We start from the raw sequence: 20,279 nt of genomic DNA on the forward strand, positions 1-20,279 counted from the left end.
CTTCATTCCCGCTAACGGAAGCTTGGCGATTTCTTGCAAGAGTAGAGATAAATTTCCGCCTGCCAATCCTGAAAGTTCGCGCGGATGGTTAAGCTTGCATGACTGAAGACACCCATCGGCGCATTCGCTGTCGGACGATCCGCGCATCGGACGCGCCCGGAATTGCGAAACTCCTGGCGCGCGGATTTCCCAACCGCCCGGCGCACTACTGGCTGCATGCGTTCGAGACGCTTGCAAAACGGGAGGCGCCCGAGGATCTCCCGCGCTTCGGCTATCTGCTCGAAGACGACACGACGCCTGTCGGAGCCATATTGATGATCTTTCGGAAGGTCGACGAGCGCGATGTCAGATGCAATATTTCAAGCTGGTATGTCGATGAGGCGTTTCGTGGCTATGCGTCGCTGCTCATCGCCGCCGCCCTGAGGCGCAAGGATGTCACCTATATCAACATCTCGCCCGCGCGGCACACATGGCCGGTCATCGAGGCGCAGGGATTCAAGCGCTACTGCCACGGTCAGATGCTGACGCTTCCAATTCTCACCGCCGCCGGCGGCTACACTGTCGTCGAGAGCTTCGACGTCCAAGCCCATGCAGGCGTCCTGACAGAGGCGGAAAGCGAAATGATGCTCGATCATACGAGCCGCGGCTGTCTTGGCTTCGTGGCGCGTGATGGCGCCGCCGCCAGTCCGTTCCTCTTCCTGCCAAGGCGCATTTTCCGCCAGCAACTTCCCGTGTTGCAACTGGTCTACTGCCGGGACGTTTCAGATTATGTGCGTTGTGCGGGCGCGCTCGGCCGCGCCTTGCTTGCCTGCGGGCGCCTCGTCGTCCTTGTCGACGCGGTCGAACGCATCCGGGGCCTGCACGGCATATATTTTAAGGACCGCGGGCCCAAATACGCCAGAGGTCCCTGCCCTCCACGGCTGGGCGATCTCGCCTATTGTGAGAGCGTCCTGTTTGGATAGGCGATCGAGGAACGCAAAATGCCTGACGTCACCGCAGCCGAAGCTCTCGTCGATCAGCTTTTGATCAACGGCGTCGATCATGTCTTCTGCGTGCCCGGCGAAAGCTATCTCTCCGTACTCGACGCCTGCTACGGGACGGGCATCAAGCTCACCGTCTGCCGCAATGAGGCCGGCGCCGCCATGATGGCCGACGCCTATGGCAAAGCCACGGGACGGCCGGGGATATGCTTCGTGACGCGAGGCCCGGGCGCGGCCAACGCCTTTGCCGGCATTCATATCGCCCAGCATGACTCCACGCCCATGATCCTGTTCATCGGCCAGATCGAGCGCCGCAACCGTGACCGCGGAGCCTTTCAGGAGGTCGATTACCGCGCCATGTTCGGCGGACAGACGAAATGGACCGCCGAGGTCGATGACGCTTCCAGAATTGTGGAATATGTCTCACACGCGTTCCAGGTCGCCCTCGCCGGTCGACAGGGACCCGTCGCGCTCGCCCTGCCGAAAGACATGCTGGAGGAGCGCATCCCTTCCGTCACGCGCCCTCGTGTGAACGTGATCGAGACCGCGCCCGACCCGGCGGCGATGGCGACGCTCTCGGCCATGCTGAAACAGGCCCAACGCCCGCTTTTCCTTCTCGGCGGAACCCGCTGGGATGACGCCGCAACGCGAACCATGATGGATTGGGCGCGGACCGCTCGCGTTCCGGTCGCGACGAGCTATCGCCGCCTTCCCCTCTTCGATCCTCTGCACGAATGCTACGCCGGCGATCTCGGTCTGGCTGCGAACCCGAAGCTGATCGAACGTATCAAGCGAAGCGACCTCTTCGTCGTTGTCGGCGGCCGGCTCGGTGAGATCCCCTCACAGGGTTACACCCTCTTCGATCCCACCCAGCCTCAAACGCGCTTCGTCCACATCTATCCGCAGGCCGAGGAATTTGGCCGCGTCTACGCTCCAGCGCTCGCAATTCACGCCTCTCCGAAGCCCTTCGTGGAGGCGCTCGCCCAATTGCCGCCGCCGTCATCGCCGGTCTGGCGCGATCATACGGCCGAAGCGCATCGCGATTATCTGGCGTTCTCCACAGACTGCGAACCATCGGCCGACGTCGATATGGGGCGAACCATGATCTGGCTGAGGGAGAATCTGCCCGCAGACGCGATCATCTGCAATGGAGCGGGCAACTACGCGTCCTGGATTCACCGCTATTTCCGCTTTCGCACATTTGGTTCCCATTTCGCGCCAACGTCGGCCACGATGGGTTACGGCGTCCCCGCCGCCGTCGCGCTACAGCGTCTCCATCCCGACCGCCTTGTGGTTTCAGTGAATGGCGATGGCGACTTTCTCATGAACGGGCAGGAATTCGCGACAGCTGTGCAATATGCGCTGCCGATCATTGTCATCATCTGCGACAACGGCAGCTACGGCACGATCCGGATGCACCAGGAGCGTACCTATCCGGCGCGGGTCGTCGGCACCGATCTCGTCAATCCGGACTTTGCGGCCTATGCGCGCGCCTTTGGCGGCTTTGGCGCACGCGTCGAGAAGACAGCCGACATCCCGGAGGCTTTCGCGGCGGCGCGGGCGTCTGGCCTGCCGTCCATCCTGCACTTGCTGATCGACCCGGATCGGGTGACGCCCACCACCAATCTTTCTTCTCTGCGCGCAGCGGCCCTCGCGGGCCCATGAATCCGAGTCCGTCAGGCGACGGCCAAACGGGAATAGCGGGAATGCGCAAAATCCCAATAGAGCGCGCGCGCCCGCTTGTAGAGCGGACCCGGCTCCAGCGATCTGTCATCAATCGCGGACATCGGCGCGACTTTCTGGAAATTCCCAGTTGAAAAAATTTCATCCGCCTCAAGGAAATCCGTGTAGCCGAGAGTTGTCTCCACGACGGAGACCCCGTCGGCGCGCAACAGCGCAATCACGCGTTGGCGCGTGACGCCGTTGAGAAAGCTTCCGTTTGGCGCGGGCGTATAGACGACGCCCCCCTTGGCGAGAAGCGCATTGGAATTTGCAAACTCGGCAATGTTTCCGAGCATGTCCCGCATCAGGCAATTATCGAAGCCGCGCTTCGACGCTTCGATCAGGGCTCTGCCGCCATTGGCGTAGTGACAGCTCGCCTTGGCTCCGACCGGCGCGGTTTCAGCGCTCGGCCGCCGGAAGGGAGAAAGTGTAATCGCTCCCCCTCGTGGCGTGGGCATCGGCGCTTCATAGATGACGAGACACCAGTTCGTGGAGGAAGGATCGAACCGGACACCGCCGCCCAACCCCTCCTCCGCCCAATACATCGGCCGGATGTAGAGCTCGGCGTTCGCGGCGAACTTCTTCAGGCCGTCTTCGACAAGGCCGCGCCAGTCGCCGACGCTGAGCTTCGGCTCCAGCAGCATCTCGCGCGCAGAGGTGTTGATGCGCGCCAGATGAAGATCGAGATCGGGCGTCACGCCCTCGAAGGCGCGAGCCCCATCGAACACCACGGAGCCAAGCCACGCGCCATGCGTTCGCGCTCCGAGGATCGGAGCATTGCCCTCGCGCCATTTTCCCTGGAAAAACGTCCAGGTTGGGGAGACTGGCTTCATGCGCCGCTGTCCTGGTTCGCGAACATGGGAGCCGCCGCCGGCGCCCGCGATCTCAAGCCGGCAAGTGTAGAAAGCTTGCGAAGAATGCGCGTCGCGAACAGGATCGGCGCAGGCACGGGGGTACGGCAGAAGGCGACCTTTCGCACATAATCGTCGACGCGCCAGACGGCATGCGATCCCGCCCGAAACAGCGCGTGGTCGCCTGGGCCGAGAAAGCGCTCAACCCCGGCGTTATCCCTTACGATCACGCCGCCCTCCAGCACGAAGACAGTCTCATCGATATTGTAATGCCAGTTGAAGACGCCCCGCGTGCAGTCCCACAGCAGCGTCGTGGCGCCGCCGTCACGGCTACGCGACAGGATGCAATTGCGCGCAACCGGCGCGCCCTCGATGACCCACGCCGGATTGATCGGGCAAGCCAACATTTCGACGTCCTTACCGTAGTAGAAGGCGATATCGGATTCCATCATGTTTTGCTCCTTGCCCCAGGCATTCAATCAAGCCGCAGCACGTCTCGGACTTCTGATGGCCAGCGAGAGACCTCCAGCCCGTGCGTCGAAAACAGCGCCACCGCCAGACGGTCGACGCCGAAAGCGACACAGCCCGAATGCGCGACATCGCCCGAAGCGCGAACGAGGGACCATGTCTTCCCGAAATGGTCGCGATGGTAGTTGAAGCTCATGCAGGCCGTGGGCCCAGCGTTCGTGCGCATCGGGATCAGCAATTCAAATTTCAGCGCCTGCTCGACCTGATTTGCGGCCATGAGCTGACCCACGCGACCAAAGAACGGATCGCTGGCGCGATCGATTTCATATGGCAATTGTAGAGCCGAAGCCATTTCCGTGGCTCGCTCCATCCACTCGTCCCGGAACGCCGCAACCTGATCCGGCGATCCGATTACGACGAACTCTCGCATGCGGAAGGATTGCAGGCGGTCGATCTCCTCTGACGGCTCATGCCGAAAGCAGTCCGCCGCTACGTCAAACACGAGGCCGGAGTCCGCGACGGGCCCTCTTGCCGAGACGAGCGGATAGATCGGATAACAGGCGGCCGGACTGAGCACGAGCTCCGCCGCGCGCGTCTCACTCGTCCAGTCTGCGCGGCTCGCCGCCGCCGCGATTTCACCGTCGTCTCCGTGAAGGCAACAGACACAGCCGAGCAACTGCGGGAAGCTGTTCAGATAGCCTTGCTTCTCGAGCTGTCTGAGACTCATTACCGGCGGAAACCGCAAAACCTCCGCCTCCGCTGGACGGCCTCTTGAAACGAACGACTGCAGCGCGTCGACGACATCCTCGTACTGCCGCGTTCTTGCGTAAACGCCCGCGACGCCCATCCGATGAAAGAGCTTGTCGACGAGCTCTTTGTCCTTCCGTTCAGTCTGCATCACCGCGGCCCTCTCACTGAAGTCTGGAAAGGGAGTCGGGCACGCCGCCGATCAGGCAGGATGTCGAGACATTCGCGAGGATGCGGCTGTTGTTGATCATGATTGCGGAAGACAGGATGTCTCGCAGGGAACGGGAAACGCTGAAGTCGCCATCGTTTCGGTAGGCGGCGATGCCGCAGGCGTTGAACGCATGCATCACGGTCGTGATGGCAAGTTCAGAGGCCGAGACCTTCCGGAGGTTGAGCTCGGTTTGAAAACCGAGTTCTTCCAGCGCCTTGCCGTCGCTCGCCCGCGCAAGATAATTCGCCAGCGCCGAGTCCACGAGACGGACAAGCGTCGACAGGGAGAGAGACGCCTGCGTCGCACAGGGCGCGCCGGGCGGCAGAGCCCCTTTCTGCGCCCGCGCGACCATGCGCACGAATGACTGCGCGCGCGTGACGGCGCCCGCTGCGACGCCCGCCCAACACGCGGCCCAAAGAAGATGCGTCACCGGAACCATGCTGCGCCGATGGATACGATCATAGGGTTCCGACAGGACCTGCTCGCGCCGGCCCTTCGCCATCAGACGAAACCCCTCGCTGCATGTGCCGCGCATGCCCATGACGTCCCACTTCGACGTGCGCTGAAGCGAGTAATCGTCGTGAAAGAAGAGCGCGAGAACCTGGTCGCTCGGCAAGGACTCGGGCGAACGGCGGGCCGTCGTCACGATTGCGTCGGCGTCGGCGCCATAGGACAGCACCGACGCGTCACGATCGAGCGAGACAATGTCGCCTGTGTGGACGAGCGATGCGGCGCTGGCGCGGACATTGGCGCCGTTCTGCCCCTCCGTCGTCGACGAGGCGAGCAGCATCTGGTTCACACCGATCCGGCGCAGACAGGCAAGAAAGTGCTCGCTATCGTCGCGATGATTCACGACACAGGCGACATTCGCCGAATGCATTGCGTAGATCATGGAGGTGGAAGAGCAGACCTTCCCGAGCGCATAGCAGATCTGCGCGGCGTCGGCGACGCTGCGCCCTTCGCCGCCAAAGACATGCGGCAGAAGAACAGCCATGAGCTTTTGCGCTTTCAGCTCGGCAAAGGCTTCTGCAGGAAAGCGCGCGTCCGCGTCGACGGTATCGGCATGTCTCGCGGCGACAGCCGCGACAGCGGCAATTCGCGCCGCAAGATCGCCTTCCATCGGCGCTCCCGGCTCATGGATGTTCGTCGAGCTTTCCGCCATAGACATTGGAGCAGGCCTCGCTTCTCTTCAAAACCACAGCAAAAGCTAGGCTGTTGATGTTAAGAATCCGGCGCCAGGCGGGAATTGTGAAGGTAAAGGTTAATGGATTGAAACCGTGGCATAATCCGTCAGTTTTGTTTACCTGCGGCGGATAGTCTCGCGTCATATGTATGAGTAACGGAGTATCCCATGGACGCCTCGATCCCAGAGACCGCAGCCCGCATTCAGTCCCTCCTCTGCCCGCTCATCGGAAATCCGGAAGGCGTCGCGCGTCAGCAGGATTTGCAGGAGCTCGGACTCACGTCGATGCAGATGGTCAATTTGATGCTGTCGATCGAGGCGGAATTCAATCTGACGATCCCCACGACGAAGCTCGTGCCGTCAAACTTCCGCACGATCGAGAGCATCGAAACGCTTGTTCAGGAGCTCAGGCATTAAGCCTGCGCGCCCCAAAGGGCGCGCCGCCTTCATGCAATTTGGCGGCGTGCCCGGCTTCTCTCCCAGGCGACGCCCAGCCAGGCCCTGAAAAGCTGGCTGGCGTCTTCCGCCCAGCTTGCGGAGCACGTTCCCGCCGCCAGAATCTGCCTGAGCGCGACGGCGGGATGCGCTTCCGTTCCACTCATGATGCGGGCCTTCAAGGCCTCCAGCTTCGCCGAGGTTGGCGTCTCGAAGAGATTTGCCGGCGGGCGCGGATAGTCCGCTCGCTCTCCATCGACAAAGCGCAACACATCCCTGCGATATTCCTTCAGCAGCGTGTCGGCGTCATATTCAGGATGACCCTGCAAGAAGACGAAGAGACTCGGCTCTTCTCGCCAGAAAATGTCGACGCCGATGTCAGCGGACCCTGCTCCGATGCGAAAGTCATGCGCCTCGAGATGCTCGCGCGCAAGATCGTTGTGACGAGAGTGAGGAACCAGGAAGTTCGCCCTGACCCCTGGCGCCCAATCGAGGTCGAGCCGTGAGACGGGATAGACGCCGCTGATCTTTGCGGGCGCCCTTCGACGCTGGACGCCGGCGAGGTGAAGCGCCGCCGCATGCGCGGCAAGGCAGGACCAAAGCGTCGTGAGCGTGTGATCGCGCGCCCAGTCCACGAGTCTGCGCATGTGGGGCCAGTAGGGCTCTTCCTCCAGCCGCGGCGCGCGTGGTTCGCAGCCGGTCACGATCAGCATATCGGCGCCCCGCCGGTAGAGGGTCTCGATATCGTCGTAACCGCGCGCGAGATATTTCTCGGCGGCGTCGCTGCGACTGTGACCGGGCAGCGTATAGCGACGCCAGATGATGTCGCGATCACCACCGGCCGCGCGCACGAGACGCGAAAACTGCGCATTCGTCGCCGCGAGCGCGGTGTCGGGCATATTGTTGACGAATGCAACCTCCAGAGCGCCAGTCATTCGGCAGCCTCCAGCCGCGCCGACGCGGCGGCGGCGAGCGCCTGATCGAGATCGTCGATCAGATCGTCGACATGTTCGATGCCCACGCTCAGCCGCAACATCTCTGGCGACACGCCCGCCCTCGCCTGCTCGTCACGCGACATTTGCCGGTGAGTCGTCGAGGCAGGATGACAGGCGAGCGACTTCGCGTCTCCGATGTTGACGAGACGTTTGATGAGACGCAGGGAGTCGTAAAGCTGCTTGCCGGCCTCGAGCCCGCCCTTCACGCCGAAAGTGAGCAGGGAGGGCGCCGCGCCATTCAGATATTTGCGTGCAAGCTCGTAATAGGGGCTCTCCGGAAATCCGGCGTAATTCACCCACGCCACGCGCGGATCATCACGCAGGAAGGCGGCGACGCGGCGGGCGTTCTCCACATGCCGCTCGATGCGCAAGGCCGCCGTCTCCAACCCCTGCAACAGCAGAAATGCGCTCAACGGCGGCAGCACGGCGCCTGTGGTGCGCTGGTAAACGCTGCGCGCGCGGGCGATATAGGCGGCTTCGCCGAAGCGGTCGACATAGACGAGTCCCTGATAGGATGCGTCCGGCCCGTTGAATGTCGGAAATCGCTCCGGATAATCGCGCCAGGGAAAACGGCCGGAATCGACGATCATTCCGCCCAGCGTCGAGCCATGTCCGCCGAGGAATTTGGTCAGCGAATGCACGACAATGTCGGCGCCATGCTCGATCGGCCGCAACAGGAAGGGCGTCGCCACGGTGTTGTCGACGATGAGCGGAACGCCTCGCGCATGCGCAACTTCGGCAAGCGCCGCGATGTCACAGATATTGCCGAGGGGATTGCCGACGCTCTCGCAAAACAGCGCCTTGGTGTCCGCGTCGATCGCCGCGGCCATGTCGGCGGGCGACTCACTCGCCGCGAAGCGCGCCCGAACGCCCTGACGCGCCATCACATGCTGAAGCAAAGTGTGAGTCGCGCCGTAAAGCCTCGGCGCCGCGACGATGCCGCCGCCGCTGTCCGCGACATTGGCGAAGGCGTAATAAAGGGCCGCCTGTCCGGTCGCGACGGCAAGCGCGCCGACGCCGCCTTCCAGCTCGGCGACGCGTTTTTCCAGAACGTCGGTTGTCGGATTGGCGATGCGGCTGTAGCGAAACCCCTCCTCTTCGAGATTGAATAGCGCGGCGGCGTGGTCCGCGCTGTCGAACTCATAGGCAACCGTCTGATAGATCGGGACCGCGACCGCGCGGGTCGCGGGATCGCCGTCATAGCCGCCGTGCACCGCAATTGTTTCCTTACGCATGAACCGCTCCGCCAAGGCGACGTTTACGCTCTGTCGACAAGATGCAGCGAATTCCTTAAAAACCACCGCCATCCCGGCGCGCAGGGCGGCTGTCGAGCGGCCGCGCCACAAGGCGCCTGTCCGTCATTGACACGGCCTTTCCGGAATATTCATGGTCGCGCGCCTATTTGAGCCTGTGAACATTCGTGGAGCAAAAGGCCGATGGCGGCGCGTGCATCAGGCGGTTCGGTTAACAAAGACTGGCTCCGCGCGCTGAAACTCACCGCGCGGATCAACGAAACGCCCGAAGTCGTGCTTGCCGATGTTTTCGATGAGATCGTCCGCGCATCGCCTGATGCGCCCGCGCTGCTCTCTGGGACGCAGACGTTTACCTTTCGTGAACTCGCGGAGCGGTCCTTGCGTTACGCCCATTGGGGACTCGGCGAGGGGCTCCGCAAGGGCGACGCCGTTGCGCTGGTCATGGAGGGCGGGCCTGAATATATCGCGATCTGGCTGGGGCTCTCGCGCCTTGGGGTCGTGACCGCGCTGATCAACAACAATCTGACTGGCGCGTCTCTGGCTCACTGCATTCGCATCGCCACGCCCCGCGTCATTCTGTGCTCGCAGCGATTCCAGCACGCCTGCACGGAGGTCCAGGCGGATTGCGGCGGCGCGCGGCTCGTCGTTTGCGATCACGCTTTCTCGGAGCGGCTGCAGTCGCAGCCGGCGGCGTCGCTCGAAGGCGCGACGATGCGCCCGACGCTGCGCGACCATGCGCTTTATATTTATACGTCCGGCACGACCGGCCTGCCCAAGGCCGCCATCGTGTCTCATCGCCGCATCATGAATTGGGCGCTGTGGTTTCGGGGCCTGATCGACGTCACCCCGCAAGATCGCATGTATGATTGTCTGCCGCTCTATCATTCGGTCGGCGGCGTCGTCGCCATATGGGCGACGCTGCTCGGCGGCGGCTCGGTCGTGTTGCGCGAGCGCTTTTCGGCAAGCGGCTTCTGGCCCGATATCGTCAGCTATGAGTGCACGCTGTTCCAATATATCGGCGAGCTCTGCCGCTATCTCACCCATGCGGCGCCCTGCCCCGAGGAGACGCGGCATCGGCTGCGCATGGCTGTCGGCAACGGGCTGCGGCCAGAGGTCTGGCCGGTGTTCCAGAAGCGCTTCGCGGTTCCGCGCATCCTCGAATTCTATGCGGCGACCGAGAGCAATTTCTCGCTCTATAATGTCGAGGGCGAGGCGGGTTCCATCGGCCGCATCCCAGCCTTTCTGGGCGCGAGCCAATCCGTGCGGCTGGTGAAATATGACCCTGAAAGCGACTTGCCGCTGCGAGGGTCCGATGGTTTCTGCGTCGCCTGCGGGCCGGACGAGCCCGGCGAGGCGATCGGGCGCATCGCCAACGATTTCGAGGGCTATCTCGATCGCGCGGCTTCGGAAAGGAAAATCCTCCGCGACGTCTTCGAGACGGGCGACGCGTGGATGCGCAGCGGCGATCTCATGCGCAAGGACGCGCGCGGCTTCTTCTTCTTTGTCGATCGCGTCGGAGACAGTTTTCGCTGGAAGGGCGAGAATGTCTCCACGGCGGAAGTGGCGCAAGCGATTGCCGCCTATCCCGGTGTGTGCGACCTCGCCGTTTACGGGGTGGAGATTCCCGGCTGCGACGGCCGCGCCGGCATGGCCGCCATTGTCGCGGATGCTGCGTTCGACCTCGCGGGCCTTTATCCGCACCTGGCCGCGCGGCTCCCGGCCTATGCGCGCCCGGTGTTCTTGCGTCTTGCGCCCGAGCTCAAATCGACGGAGACTTTCAAATATCGCAAGCAGGAGCTTGCCGGCGAAGGCTTCGATCCACGGCGGGTCCTCGACCCTGTCTTTTTCGCGTCGTCGAAGGGTTCTATATATACTGCCTTGGATTTGGCGCTTTACGAGCAAATCATCGGCGGCGCCGTTGCCTTGTGAGCCACGAAAGGTTGCCGCATGAATGCCGGGCTGGGCGCGATCTCGGTTGTGCTGAATGAAGGCGCGGACGGTCCCGGGCCGTTGTCGGGCTCGACCTTCGTCGTGAAGGAAAACATCGACGTCGCCGGCAAGGTTTCGACAAACGGCCATCCGCAATGGGCGGCGTCGCACGCGCCGGCGCGCAGCAACGCCGCCGTGGTCGACCGGCTGCTGGCGGCCGGCGCGCGGTTGGTCGGCAAGACCCATATGGACGAGATGGCCTATAGCCTCATGGGCGCCAATCCACATTACGGCACGCCGATCAATCCTTCGGCGCCGGACCGGCATTCCGGCGGATCGTCCTCCGGCTCGGCTGTCGCCGTCGCGGCGGCCCTTGTCAATTTCGCCCTCGGCACCGACACCGCCGGCTCCTGCCGCGCGCCTGCCGCGTTTTGTGGCGTCTTTGGTTTTCGGTCTTCGCACGGCGCCATTCCCATGGATGGCGTCGTGCCTCTCGCGCCGTCGCTCGACGTCATCGGCTGGTTCGCGCGCGATGTCGCCCGCATGGGCACGGTGGGCGATGTGTTGCTGCCGCCGGACAAGGATCATGCCGGCTTCGATGAAGCCGTGATGTTCATCGACGCCTTCAGCAATGTGGGAACCGCCTTTGCCGAGGCGGCCGCGCCCGCGATCGACATGCTGAAGGGCGGACATTGGCGGGAGGGGCGTCTCGACGAGGAGTTCTTCAAGACCGCGCTCGCGCATTTCCGGAATTTGCAGGCCTTTGAGGCATGGGCGTCCCACGGCGCCTGGATTCAGGCGGAACATCCCACCTTCGGCAAGGGCGTGGAAGAGCGCTTCGCCATCGCCTCGAAAGTGACGCTGGATCAGAAGCGCGCCGCCGAGGCCTTTCGCGAGGAAGCGCGCAAGCGCGTCGACGCGCTGCTCGGCGATAAGGGGTTTCTCGTCATGCCGACAGCGCCCTTCCGTTCGCCGCTGCTGAGCGAAAGCGAGGAAGAGCTCGACGCCAAGCGTTATCAGATGATGCGGCTGTTCCTGATCGCCAGCTACTTCTCGCTGCCGCAGATCAGCCTGCCGCTGCCGACGAGCGGCGCGCCGGTGGCGCTCTCCTTTGTCGGACGGCGCGGCAGCGACCGCCAGCTTCTCGCGCTCGCCCAGCGTTTCTGCGCCAGGATGAAAAAATAGGCGTCCAAAACGCCGACGGAGGGCTTCCGCGCTTCACGTGAGACTTCACTCTACGACATTCAGAAAGTTTTTCTGCGCCGGCGAGCCTGATCTGCCCGAGGCCCCCACGGCCGGCAGCGTGACGAGATCATCGGCGGCGTTTCCATTGTCGTTGCCCACGCTCGAAAGAACGCCTGCATCAGCTCGAGCGGCGTGGCTCAGGCGCCGCCGACCGGCGGACGCCCCAGCAGATCCCTGATCCGGGCGGTCAGACGGTCGCGCACGTCGCGATAGGCGGAGAGGATCGCCTCCCGCGAGCCCTGGGCGGCGGTTGCGTCGGGGGTCGGCCAATAGACGACGTCGACCGCCATGGTTCGGGTGAACTCGAGCGCCTTGTGATGCGCCTCGGGCGAGAGGGTCACGATCAGATCGAAATTCGAGTCTTCGAGATCCTCGAAGGTGTGCGGCCGATGCCGGCTGATGTCGACGCCGATCTCCTCCATCGCCGCGATGGCGAAGGGGTCCGCCTCGCCGCGCTTCAAACCCGCCGAGGCGAAGTAGATTTCCCGGCCGAAATAGTGCCGCGCGATCGCCTCGGCCATGGGCGAGCGAACCGTATTCATGGTGCAGGCAAAGAGGATTGATTGCGGGCGCGCCATGTCGCTACCGCATCCGGGTCCGACGAGCGGCGTCCCGCATCAAAGCGTCAGCGCTCGGCAAAGTGACGCGAAGTCTCACGGTGCTCCAGCAGTTTGAAGGACGGGCCACCCCCGGACGGCCGCCGGCCGGCGGAAACTAGGGAGATTTTGCCTCGCCAGCAAGGCGTTCAAACTTGAGCTTGACACGTCCTGCATATCGCCACCGACCAACTTGGCGCGACCTTCATCCACTGCGATCTTGTCACCGAGGGCACGAAAGTGGTGGGCTACTGCGGAGACTATTGCGGGCTCCCCCCATTCCGTAGCCTGGCCCCGTTCCGCATCGACGGCGAAACCGCGGAGGCGGCGTTTCAGGCGCCGGGCGTGGATGTGAAATTGAAAGACATGGCGTCTTGCGAGCAGTTCGAGGCCATTTGGCTCGACTCTCTCGTCCGGACGCGCATCGGCGGCGAACTGAAGCCGCAGGATATGGAAAAAGTCTTTCGCCAGCTCGGTCATCAGCCGGATATCCGGCTGGAGCTGGAACGCCGTCTCGCCTTCGCCTGACCTTTTCGTCAGCCTTTCCAGTGCAACGCCGTGATCAGCGTGAACAGCCGTCGGGCGGTGTCTGAATCTGTTTCGATCTTGCCTTTCAGACGCTCGGCAAGAAGCAGCGCGCCCTCATTGTGCAAGCCGCGCCGGCCCATGTCGATGGCCTCGATCCGGCTTGGCGTCGCCGTGCGGATCGCGGCATAATAGCTCTCGCAGATGAGGAAATAATCTTTGAGAATACGCTTGAACGGCGTCAGCGACAGAATGTGGGTGATGATGCTCCCGCCGTTCTGGTCGCGAATGTCGAAAACGAGCTTCGCGTCCACCAGCGAAATGCTGAGCGCGTAGGGTCCGCCCTCATGGCCGGCGAGCGCGAAGCTGTTGTCTTCCAGCAGATCATAGACCGCGATGGCGCGCTCGTGCTCCTGATCGGCCGAGCCACGCCCGATCGACATCTCGTCGAGCGTAACCGAAATCAGCCGTTTCTTCGCGCTTGCGTCCACTCCTAGGCCCCAAGCGCGTTGAGGCGGATGGAAACGGATCGCGCATGCGCCTGAAGACCTTCGGCGTCGCCCAGAGTCACGGCGGCGCCGCCGATGGCGCGCAGGGAGTCCGCGTCGCATTTCAGGATGGAGGTGCGCTTGAGGAAATCCAGCACACTCAGCCCGGAGGAGAAGCGCGCCGACCGCGCCGTGGGCAGGACGTGGTTGCTGCCGCCGACATAATCGCCCACCGCCTCCGGCGTGTAAGCGCCGATGAAGATGGCGCCGGCGTTGGAGACGCGCGCGGCGAGGTCTTCAGCGTCCTCGCTGATGATTTCCAGATGCTCGGCGGCGATGCGGTCGGCGAGCGGGAGCGACTCGGCCAGGCTCCGCACGAGAATGACCGCGCCATAATCGCGCCAGGAGGCGCTGGCGATCTCGACGCGGGAGAGCGTCGAAAGATGGCGCTCCACGGCGGCGACAGTGGCGTCGGCGATCTCCGGGCTGTCGGTGATGAGGATGGATTGCGCGGACTCGTCGTGCTCGGCCTGCGCCAGCAGATCGGCGGCGATCCAGTCCGGATTGGCGGTCTTGTCGGCCAGAACCAGCACTTCCGAGGGACCGGCGATCATGTCGATGCCGACCTGGCCGAAGACGCGGCGCTTCGCCGCGGCCACCCAGGCGTTTCCGGGGCCCACGATCTTGACGACGGGCGCGATGGTCTTCGTGCCATAGGCCAGCGCGGCGACAGCTTGCGCGCCGCCGACGCGGTAGATTTCATCGATGCCCGAGCGCCTGGCGGCAGCGAGCACCAGCGGCTCGACATGGCCGCCCGGCGTCGGAACCACCATGACGATGCGCTTCACGCCCGCGACCTTCGCGGGAACCACATTCATCAGCACCGAGGACGGATAGGCCGCCGTCCCGCCCGGCACGTAGAGACCGACGGAATCGAGCGGCGACCAGCGCCAGCCGAGCTCCACGCCGGCCGCGTCGCGGAAGCGCAGATCCTCCGGCTTCTGCCGTTCGTGGAAGGCGGTGATGCGCTCCAGCGCCAGATCGAGCGCGGCGAGCTGCTCCTTCGAGCATTTGGCTTCCGCGGCGGCGACTTCGGAGGCCGACACGGCGATGCCGGTCTGGGCCAGATCAATGCGGTCGAAACGCTTCGAATAGTCGATCAGCGCCTCGTCGCCACGGGCGATGACGTCCTCGATGATGGCCCGCACCGTCGCGTCGACGTCGTGCGACGACTCCCGCTTCATGGCGAGCAGCGAGACGAAGCGCTGTTCGAAATCGGGGGCGGCAGCGTCCAAACGCAGGGTCATTTCCATCTCCAACCGGGTTTCCCGGTTGTCATGACCCTCACGACGCGCTTTCGTCAAGTTTGTTGCGCGCGGTCTCGCCCGGCGTGCTTAAAGCGGCGGCCCCCGGCGGCGCGAAAAACGGAAAAGGCCAAGCCTTTCGGTCCGGCCCCGGGCTCAGGCGCGCGCCCCGTCCTCCTGCGCGGAAATGTCGTGGCTGGGCCGGGCGGCGGTCTTCCAGCGCGGGCCGATGTCGCAGAGCTGGGCCTCGACGCATTCGACGTCCAGGCAAATCGCGGCGCCGCCCGCGAAAGTGAGGCGGATCGTCCCGCCCGGCGCCTCGGGGCCGGGCTCGAAGGTGATGGCCAGGAGTTCGAGCAGCGCATCGGGTTGTTCACGCGAGACCCGCTGGCAGCGCACGCGCTCGACGCTCTCGAAATGAAGGCCGGCGCGGCAGCGCTCGAGGCGACCCTCCAGTTCGGCGGCCCAGTCGAAGCGGGAGCCCACGAGCGCGAAACGGCGCTTGCCCGGCAAATAGGCGATGTCGCCGACGCGCACCAGAGCGTCCTGCACATGAGCGGAAAGAAGCGCGAGATCCTCGCTGTCGAGCGCATGCAGACGCAGCGCCGGCGCCTTGTCGAATGGTGTGACGGCCATGCTGATCCTCCCCTGCGCCCGATATGGCGAGAGGCGCGACGCGGCACAACCCCGCAGGCGCTCCACGATCTCCATTTTGCGGAAGATGCGTAGACGCCGCGCCTTGCAAACCCGCCATGCAAACCCGCCATGTCGCCGCCGGCTTTTTGGGCCTATGATGCCGACCCATGGGAATCGTCAGGACAGCCGAGTGCATCGAGGCCGCCGATCGGTCCGAGCCGATCGAGACGGGTGTGCTCACCGTCGATCTCGGCGCGCTTGTCTCGAACTGGCGCAAACTTGCCGCGCTGTCTCAGGGCGCGGACTGCGGCGCGGTGGTCAAGGCGGACGGCTATGGGCTCGGTCAGGCCGCCGTGATGCGCGCGCTCCTGAAGGCTGGCTGCGAGACCTTCTTCGTCGCCAGCCTCCTCGAAGGCGAGACGGCCCGCGCGTTGGCGCCCGGAGCCGACATCTATGTGTTCGACGGGATCGTTCCGGGCTGCGCGCCGCGCCTCGCCGCCGCCGGCTTGCGCCCCTGCATCGGCTCTTTCGCGGAGCTCGAGGACTGGAGCGCGCTGGGCGTCACGCTCGCCCGCCGGTTGGAGGCCGCGATTCATTTCGACACCGGCATGAACCGGCTCGGCTTCTCGCCCGCCGACGCCGCGGCCGTCGCGGAGCGCGCCAGAACCATCGCGCCGAAGCTGGTGATGAGCCATTTCCTCAGCGCGCAACTGCCCGACTCGCCGGTCAACGCCCGTCAGATCGCTGATTTTCTTGCCGCCCGCGCGCATTTCCCCGGCGTCGCCGCGTCGCTGGCGGCGTCTTCGGGCGTCTTCCTGCCACAGCGCCCGCATTTCGATCTCATCCGCCCCGGCTATGCGCTCTACGGCGGCAATCCCACGCCCGGCGCCGCCAATCCCATGGCGCCGGTGGCGTCGCTTGCGGCCAGAATCATCTCGCTGCACGATCTCTCGACCGGCGAGACGGTGGGCTATGACGGCGTCTGGGCGGCGCCGCGTCCGAGCCGCGTGGCGACCATCGGCGCCGGCTATGCGGACGGGCTGCCGGTTTCCGCCACGGCCGCGCCGGGCAAGGCGGCGGGAGAGGCCGTGGTGGGCGGCGTGCGCTGTCCCTTCGTGGGGCGCGTGTCGATGGATTACATCGTGCTCGACGTCACCGACGCGCCCGAGGCGGCCTCCCGCCGTGGCGAATGGGTCGAGTTGCTGGGCGCGACTATCGGCGTCGAGGAGCTGGCTGGCCGCGCGCGCACGATCGGCTATGAGGTGCTGACCCGTCTCGGCCGGCGCTATGCGCGCCGCTATGTGGGCGGGTGAGGATGAAGGGCGGCGATTTTCGTCCGTTAACGCCGGGGGGTCACGCCTTGGCGAACCAGGGCTGAAGCACCGGATAGCCCTCGCCCGCGAGCAGCGAGACAGTCTCGTAGAGCGGCAGGCCGACAACCGCCGTATAGGAGCCGACGAGCTTCACGACGAAGGAGCCGGCCAGGCCCTGAATGGCGTAACCGCCCGCCTTGCCCCGCCATTCGCCGGATGAGAGATAGGCGTCGACCTCCATGGAGCTCAGGCGCTTGAAGCGCAGCCTCGCCTCGACGAGGCGCTTGCGCTCGAAGCCGCGCGGGGTGATGAGGCTGATCGCCGTGTAGACCCGGTGCTGGCGCCCGGAAAGAAGCTGGAGGCATTCCTCGGCCTCCTCGGTCGTATCCGGCTTCGGCAGGCTGCGCCGCCCGACCGCGACGACCGTGTCGGCGGCGATGAGGAACGAGTCTTTCAGATCGGCGTGCGCCGCCCGGACCTTCGCCGACGCGGCGGCCTTTTCGCTCGCGAGGCGGATCGCCAGCGCGCGGGGCGATTCGCCCTTGTGCGGCGTCTCGTCGATGTCGGCGGGCAAAAGCGCGTCGGCGTCCAGCCCGGCCTGCTGCAACAGCGCCAGACGGCGCGGCGAGGCCGAGGCCAGAATGAGCTTCGTCTTGGGAGCGGCGGGGTTGGCAGTCACGAAAGCGTCTCCGCCCGAAAGAAATTACCGGAAACGATAGGTAATGCGGCCTTTGGTCAGATCATAAGGCGTCATTTCGACGAGCACCTTGTCGCCCTCCAGCACGCGAATGCGGTTCTTGCGCATCTTGCCGGCCGTATGGGCGATGATTTCGTGATCGTTCTCGAGCTTCACCCGAAACATCGCGCTGGGCAAGAGTTCCGTGACGATGCCGGGAAATTCGAGGAGTTCTTCCTTGGCCATGTGGTTCCTTCTGGGCGCTTGCTGGCCTGCTGAAGGGTCAGATAGCGCGGGAAAGCAAAAAGGCCGCAGCGCCCGGGCGGGCGGCGGAGTCGGCGCGGACCCTAATGGAGAAAGTCGATCTTGTGAACTGGAATCTCCCCGGCCCGCCTCGGCCCGTTACACAGTCGTTCGCCGCATGCCCCGCATGAGGCCGGCGATGAGGTGATCCTTGTCGTGGATGCGCAGGCAGAGCCGTTTCGCGATCAGCCTGTGGAACTCCAGCGCGAGATGCGGATGCGACGCCTCCAGCCTGGCGATGTCGGCGGGCGCCACCCGGATCACGCGGCAGTCGGCGTCGGCCCGAATCGTCGCGGTTCGCGCCGCGCCGACGTAAAAGCCAAGTTCCCCGATCATCGTGCCCGCTGCCAGCGTGCGGACCCGCACCGGCGGCCGGTCTTCGTACGCCACATGGACGCTCGCCCGCCCGCTTTCGATGAAGGCCAGATCGTCGCTTTGCTCCCCCTGCTCCATCAGCGTCGCGCCGGCGGGGACGTCGATGATGTGGAAATGGTCGAGAAAGACGCGCGCCGTCTCCGCGCCGAACTGAGCCGAAAGCTTCGCGGACAGGGTTTCCGGCGCGTTCGAGACGTGGTCGGCCTCGGCGAGGGCGCGCTCCTCGCACCATTCCAGCGCCTCGTCCAGCGTGGGCGCGAAGATCGGCGACGCCCCCGGGCGCGCCTGCCGCAGGCGCTCGACGACCTCCCCCGGCATCGCGGCGAAGAGCACGCCGATGTTTCGTTCGGCGGCAAGCTCGCAGATGCGCTGAAAGGTGGACAGGGCCGAACTGTCGACGCCTTCGACGCCGCCGAGATCGAAGACCAGCCAGCGCAGGCCGCTCGCGCGCTCAATCTCCGCCCGCACGTCCCTGAGCAGGCGATTGGCGGTCCCGAAGAACAGAAAGCCCTGAAGATACAGGACGAGGCGCTGCCGGGCGGTTTCCCACAGCACTTCCCTGTCGGCATGGGAGCGCCACACATTGCTCAGCGCGACGTCGCCGAAATAGCGCGCGCGCACAGGCGCGCCGAGCCCATAGGTCGCGGTGAAATTCACGCAGCCGAACAGGAGCCCGGCAAAAACGCCGACGATGACGCTGTAATGGACGGAGAGCGCAATGACCGCGGGAATGGCCGCCCATTCGCCAAAGGACATTCTGGCGCGGGTCGCATAGACCCATTTATGAAGAAGCCCGGCGCCGAGATAGAACAGAAGGCCGCCCAGCGCCGTGACGGGAATGACGCCCAGCGCCTCCGGAAAGACGAACGGCAGGAGCCCGATCAGCAGCGTGGCGACGACAGGCGAGGCCCGGCTCGCGGCGCCCGCTTCTCTCAGCGTCATGCTGCGCGCGAAAGTGATGAAGCCGATCGTGCCGCCGGCCGCGCCGCTCAGCAGCGACGAGGCGCCGCCGACGATGAGTTCGCGGTCGATCTTCGCGTCCCCGCGCGTGGCGGCCTCCAGCCCGGTGGCGGTCAGCAACAGGCTGATCGGCCCCACCAGCCCCAGAACGATGAGCGCAAGCCCCTGACGCGACAGCGCCCCCCAGTCCACCTGGGTCAGGGTCGACATGCTCCAGGGGAGCGTCGCCGAGAGGTTCGACGGAAAGGCGATCAGCCAGCCTGTTTCGCGCTGCGCGGCGAGGTCGACGCCCAGCGCGGCGAAGGCCGCGTGATGCGCGGCGATGGCGACGGCGATCAGCGCGGGGAGGACCAGCGGCGACCTCGCGCGCGGCGTGATCAGGGCGATGGCGCCCGCGATGGCGAGGATGGCGGCGAGCCGGCAGCTCAGCGTGGCGTCGGTCAGGACCGCGAGGTCGGGACGCCGGCCCAGGCCGACACGCAATCCGCCGGCGGCGAGAATCCAGCCGGTCGTGCCGAGGAAGCCGGCGGTCACCTGAAGCGGCATCAGCCGCACCACGCCGCCCGCCCGCGCCAGACCGATGGCGAGCATGGACGCGCCCGCCGCCACGCCCGCGATCGCCATGCCGACGATCACCGTCGCCAGAACGGCGTCGGGGCTGGCGCCCGCGCCCATATCCGCGGCGATCGCCCCCGCCACGGTCGCCATGATGGCGGTGGCGTTGTTATCCAGCGTGCCGCAGGCGAAGCGGAAAGAGCTCGACAGACCCGTGACGAGCCCCGCCACGAGGCTCGTGACCAGCATCGCCGCCAGCCCCGCAGGCCGTCCGAACGCGAGCGGACCGGAATAGACGAGCGCGGTATAGGAGAGGAGATAGGTGGCCGAGACAGGGAAGAGGACGAGGGCCGAGAGCGCATCTCCAATCGCGTGTCTCAGCCGCCCGGCGACAAGGGAGATGGACCCGGCCGCCCGGCCGCCATTCGAAATCTGCTCGACCATTCCAATATCCACGCAATGCATGAACCACACATAAGCTTATGGTCATTAGCGCAATTTCGCCGAACTCTCTACTAATTTTATCGAC

The 20,279-nt window shown here is 64.9% G+C and carries 20 protein-coding genes; 7 read left to right on the plus strand and 13 right to left on the minus strand.

Annotated features, from left to right (window positions below; translation table 11 throughout):
* Positions 1 to 98: 98 nt before the first annotated feature.
* Together ACR652_RS15860 and ACR652_RS15865 are read left to right on the plus strand one after the other, a co-directional pair.
* Positions 99 to 962 (plus strand): acyl-CoA acyltransferase, encoded by an 864-nt coding sequence (locus ACR652_RS15860; RefSeq protein WP_434507448.1) that lies wholly within the window; start codon positions 99 to 101, stop codon positions 960 to 962.
* 18 nt (positions 963 to 980) lie between these two features.
* Positions 981 to 2,645: a thiamine pyrophosphate-binding protein gene (locus ACR652_RS15865; protein ID WP_434507449.1), complete on the plus strand. Its 1,665-nt coding sequence runs from the start codon at positions 981 to 983 to the stop codon at positions 2,643 to 2,645.
* Positions 2,646 to 2,656: 11 nt separating this feature from the next.
* On the opposite strand, the gene ACR652_RS15870 is transcribed toward ACR652_RS15865, so the two are convergent.
* Genes ACR652_RS15870 through ACR652_RS15885 form a run of 4 tightly spaced genes read right to left on the minus strand, consistent with a single transcriptional unit; the run spans position 2,657 to position 6,099 of the window.
* Positions 2,657 to 3,535 carry a branched-chain amino acid aminotransferase gene (locus ACR652_RS15870; protein WP_434507450.1) on the minus strand — a complete coding sequence of 293 codons (879 nt, stop codon included), beginning with the start codon at positions 3,533 to 3,535 and terminating at the stop codon, positions 2,657 to 2,659.
* Positions 3,532 to 4,005, minus strand: a complete 474-nt coding sequence (locus tag ACR652_RS15875; RefSeq protein WP_434507451.1) for a cupin domain-containing protein — start codon at positions 4,003 to 4,005, stop codon at positions 3,532 to 3,534. The genes ACR652_RS15870 and ACR652_RS15875 overlap by 4 nt, the downstream gene beginning before the upstream one ends.
* A 23-nt stretch (positions 4,006 to 4,028) precedes the next feature.
* Entirely contained in the window at positions 4,029 to 4,919 is an 891-nt protein-coding gene (locus ACR652_RS15880; protein WP_434507452.1) for an amino acid--[acyl-carrier-protein] ligase, read from the minus strand.
* Positions 4,920 to 4,932: 13 nt separating this feature from the next.
* Positions 4,933 to 6,099, minus strand: coding sequence for an acyl-CoA dehydrogenase family protein (locus ACR652_RS15885; RefSeq protein WP_434507453.1), 1,167 nt, complete (start codon positions 6,097 to 6,099; stop codon positions 4,933 to 4,935).
* Positions 6,100 to 6,330: 231 nt separating this feature from the next.
* Between ACR652_RS15885 and ACR652_RS15890 the strand changes: the two genes are divergently transcribed.
* On the plus strand, positions 6,331 to 6,579 hold the full coding sequence (locus ACR652_RS15890) for a phosphopantetheine-binding protein (protein WP_434507454.1): 249 nt from the start codon (positions 6,331 to 6,333) through the stop codon (positions 6,577 to 6,579).
* Positions 6,580 to 6,608: 29 nt separating this feature from the next.
* Here ACR652_RS15890 and ACR652_RS15895 read toward each other — a convergent pair whose 3' ends face one another.
* Together ACR652_RS15895 and ACR652_RS15900 are read right to left on the minus strand one after the other, a co-directional pair.
* Positions 6,609 to 7,532: a homoserine O-acetyltransferase/O-succinyltransferase family protein gene (locus ACR652_RS15895; RefSeq protein WP_434507455.1), complete on the minus strand. Its 924-nt coding sequence runs from the start codon at positions 7,530 to 7,532 to the stop codon at positions 6,609 to 6,611.
* Positions 7,529 to 8,827 (minus strand): O-acetylhomoserine aminocarboxypropyltransferase/cysteine synthase family protein, encoded by a 1,299-nt coding sequence (locus tag ACR652_RS15900; protein WP_434507456.1) that lies wholly within the window; start codon positions 8,825 to 8,827, stop codon positions 7,529 to 7,531. Before ACR652_RS15900 ends, ACR652_RS15895 begins: the two co-directional genes overlap by 4 nt.
* 201 nt (positions 8,828 to 9,028) lie before the next feature.
* On the opposite strand from ACR652_RS15900, the gene ACR652_RS15905 reads away from it, so the two are divergent.
* Both ACR652_RS15905 and ACR652_RS15910 read left to right on the plus strand, forming a co-directional pair.
* Complete coding sequence (locus ACR652_RS15905) at positions 9,029 to 10,774, plus strand: long-chain-acyl-CoA synthetase (protein WP_434507457.1); 1,746 nt, start codon at positions 9,029 to 9,031, stop codon at positions 10,772 to 10,774.
* A gap of 18 nt (positions 10,775 to 10,792) precedes the next feature.
* Complete coding sequence (locus ACR652_RS15910; RefSeq protein ID WP_434507458.1) at positions 10,793 to 11,959, plus strand: amidase; 1,167 nt, start codon at positions 10,793 to 10,795, stop codon at positions 11,957 to 11,959.
* 197 nt (positions 11,960 to 12,156) lie between these two features.
* On the opposite strand, the gene ACR652_RS15915 is transcribed toward ACR652_RS15910, so the two are convergent.
* On the minus strand, positions 12,157 to 12,597 hold the full coding sequence (locus ACR652_RS15915) for a low molecular weight phosphatase family protein (RefSeq protein ID WP_434507459.1): 441 nt from the start codon (positions 12,595 to 12,597) through the stop codon (positions 12,157 to 12,159).
* Between the two features lie 261 nt (positions 12,598 to 12,858).
* Here ACR652_RS15915 and ACR652_RS15920 point away from each other — a divergent pair, with 261 nt between their 5' ends.
* Positions 12,859 to 13,143, plus strand: a complete 285-nt coding sequence (locus ACR652_RS15920) for a hypothetical protein (RefSeq protein ID WP_434507460.1) — start codon at positions 12,859 to 12,861, stop codon at positions 13,141 to 13,143.
* Between the two features lie 8 nt (positions 13,144 to 13,151).
* Here ACR652_RS15920 and ACR652_RS15925 read toward each other — a convergent pair whose 3' ends face one another.
* The 3 genes from ACR652_RS15925 to ACR652_RS15935 form a co-directional block, all read right to left on the minus strand.
* Complete coding sequence (locus ACR652_RS15925; RefSeq protein WP_434507553.1) at positions 13,152 to 13,583, minus strand: UPF0262 family protein; 432 nt, start codon at positions 13,581 to 13,583, stop codon at positions 13,152 to 13,154.
* Positions 13,584 to 13,633: 50 nt separating this feature from the next.
* A complete protein-coding gene (gene hisD, locus ACR652_RS15930; RefSeq protein WP_434507461.1) occupies positions 13,634 to 14,935 on the minus strand; it encodes a histidinol dehydrogenase in 1,302 nt (433 codons plus the stop codon).
* A gap of 153 nt (positions 14,936 to 15,088) precedes the next feature.
* Positions 15,089 to 15,568 (minus strand): DUF2948 family protein, encoded by a 480-nt coding sequence (locus ACR652_RS15935; protein ID WP_434507462.1) that lies wholly within the window; start codon positions 15,566 to 15,568, stop codon positions 15,089 to 15,091.
* A gap of 167 nt (positions 15,569 to 15,735) precedes the next feature.
* On the opposite strand from ACR652_RS15935, the gene alr reads away from it, so the two are divergent.
* On the plus strand, positions 15,736 to 16,881 hold the full coding sequence (gene alr / locus ACR652_RS15940; RefSeq protein ID WP_434507463.1) for an alanine racemase: 1,146 nt from the start codon (positions 15,736 to 15,738) through the stop codon (positions 16,879 to 16,881).
* A gap of 40 nt (positions 16,882 to 16,921) precedes the next feature.
* On the opposite strand, the gene ACR652_RS15945 is transcribed toward alr, so the two are convergent.
* The 3 genes from ACR652_RS15945 to ACR652_RS15955 form a co-directional block, all read right to left on the minus strand.
* A complete protein-coding gene (locus ACR652_RS15945; protein WP_434507464.1) occupies positions 16,922 to 17,560 on the minus strand; it encodes a Maf-like protein in 639 nt (212 codons plus the stop codon).
* A 24-nt stretch (positions 17,561 to 17,584) separates the two neighbouring features.
* A complete protein-coding gene (gene infA, locus ACR652_RS15950) occupies positions 17,585 to 17,803 on the minus strand; it encodes a translation initiation factor IF-1 (protein WP_016920926.1) in 219 nt (72 codons plus the stop codon).
* A gap of 156 nt (positions 17,804 to 17,959) precedes the next feature.
* A complete protein-coding gene (locus tag ACR652_RS15955) occupies positions 17,960 to 20,194 on the minus strand; it encodes a SulP family inorganic anion transporter (protein WP_434507465.1) in 2,235 nt (744 codons plus the stop codon).
* Positions 20,195 to 20,279: the final 85 nt, after the last annotated feature.

It is taken from the genome of Methylocystis sp. (assembly GCF_051061225.1).
Taxonomy (GTDB): domain Bacteria; phylum Pseudomonadota; class Alphaproteobacteria; order Rhizobiales; family Beijerinckiaceae; genus Methylocystis.

Coding starts and splice junctions, on each gene's coding strand:
- ACR652_RS15860 (WP_434507448.1), top strand. CDS start 99: ATGACTGAAGACACCCATCGGCGCATTCGCTGTCGGACGATCCGCGCA.
- ACR652_RS15865 (WP_434507449.1), top strand. CDS start 981: ATGCCTGACGTCACCGCAGCCGAAGCTCTCGTCGATCAGCTTTTGATC.
- ACR652_RS15870 (WP_434507450.1), bottom strand. CDS start 3,535: ATGAAGCCAGTCTCCCCAACCTGGACGTTTTTCCAGGGAAAATGGCGC.
- ACR652_RS15875 (WP_434507451.1), bottom strand. CDS start 4,005: ATGATGGAATCCGATATCGCCTTCTACTACGGTAAGGACGTCGAAATG.
- ACR652_RS15880 (WP_434507452.1), bottom strand. CDS start 4,919: ATGCAGACTGAACGGAAGGACAAAGAGCTCGTCGACAAGCTCTTTCAT.
- ACR652_RS15885 (WP_434507453.1), bottom strand. CDS start 6,099: ATGGAAGGCGATCTTGCGGCGCGAATTGCCGCTGTCGCGGCTGTCGCC.
- ACR652_RS15890 (WP_434507454.1), top strand. CDS start 6,331: ATGGACGCCTCGATCCCAGAGACCGCAGCCCGCATTCAGTCCCTCCTC.
- ACR652_RS15895 (WP_434507455.1), bottom strand. CDS start 7,532: ATGACTGGCGCTCTGGAGGTTGCATTCGTCAACAATATGCCCGACACC.
- ACR652_RS15900 (WP_434507456.1), bottom strand. CDS start 8,827: ATGCGTAAGGAAACAATTGCGGTGCACGGCGGCTATGACGGCGATCCC.
- ACR652_RS15905 (WP_434507457.1), top strand. CDS start 9,029: ATGGCGGCGCGTGCATCAGGCGGTTCGGTTAACAAAGACTGGCTCCGC.
- ACR652_RS15910 (WP_434507458.1), top strand. CDS start 10,793: ATGAATGCCGGGCTGGGCGCGATCTCGGTTGTGCTGAATGAAGGCGCG.
- ACR652_RS15915 (WP_434507459.1), bottom strand. CDS start 12,597: ATGGCGCGCCCGCAATCAATCCTCTTTGCCTGCACCATGAATACGGTT.
- ACR652_RS15925 (WP_434507553.1), bottom strand. CDS start 13,583: ATGTCGATCGGGCGTGGCTCGGCCGATCAGGAGCACGAGCGCGCCATC.
- hisD (WP_434507461.1), bottom strand. CDS start 14,935: ATGACCCTGCGTTTGGACGCTGCCGCCCCCGATTTCGAACAGCGCTTC.
- ACR652_RS15935 (WP_434507462.1), bottom strand. CDS start 15,568: ATGGCCGTCACACCATTCGACAAGGCGCCGGCGCTGCGTCTGCATGCG.
- alr (WP_434507463.1), top strand. CDS start 15,736: ATGGGAATCGTCAGGACAGCCGAGTGCATCGAGGCCGCCGATCGGTCC.
- infA (WP_016920926.1), bottom strand. CDS start 17,803: ATGGCCAAGGAAGAACTCCTCGAATTTCCCGGCATCGTCACGGAACTC.
- ACR652_RS15955 (WP_434507465.1), bottom strand. CDS start 20,194: ATGGTCGAGCAGATTTCGAATGGCGGCCGGGCGGCCGGGTCCATCTCC.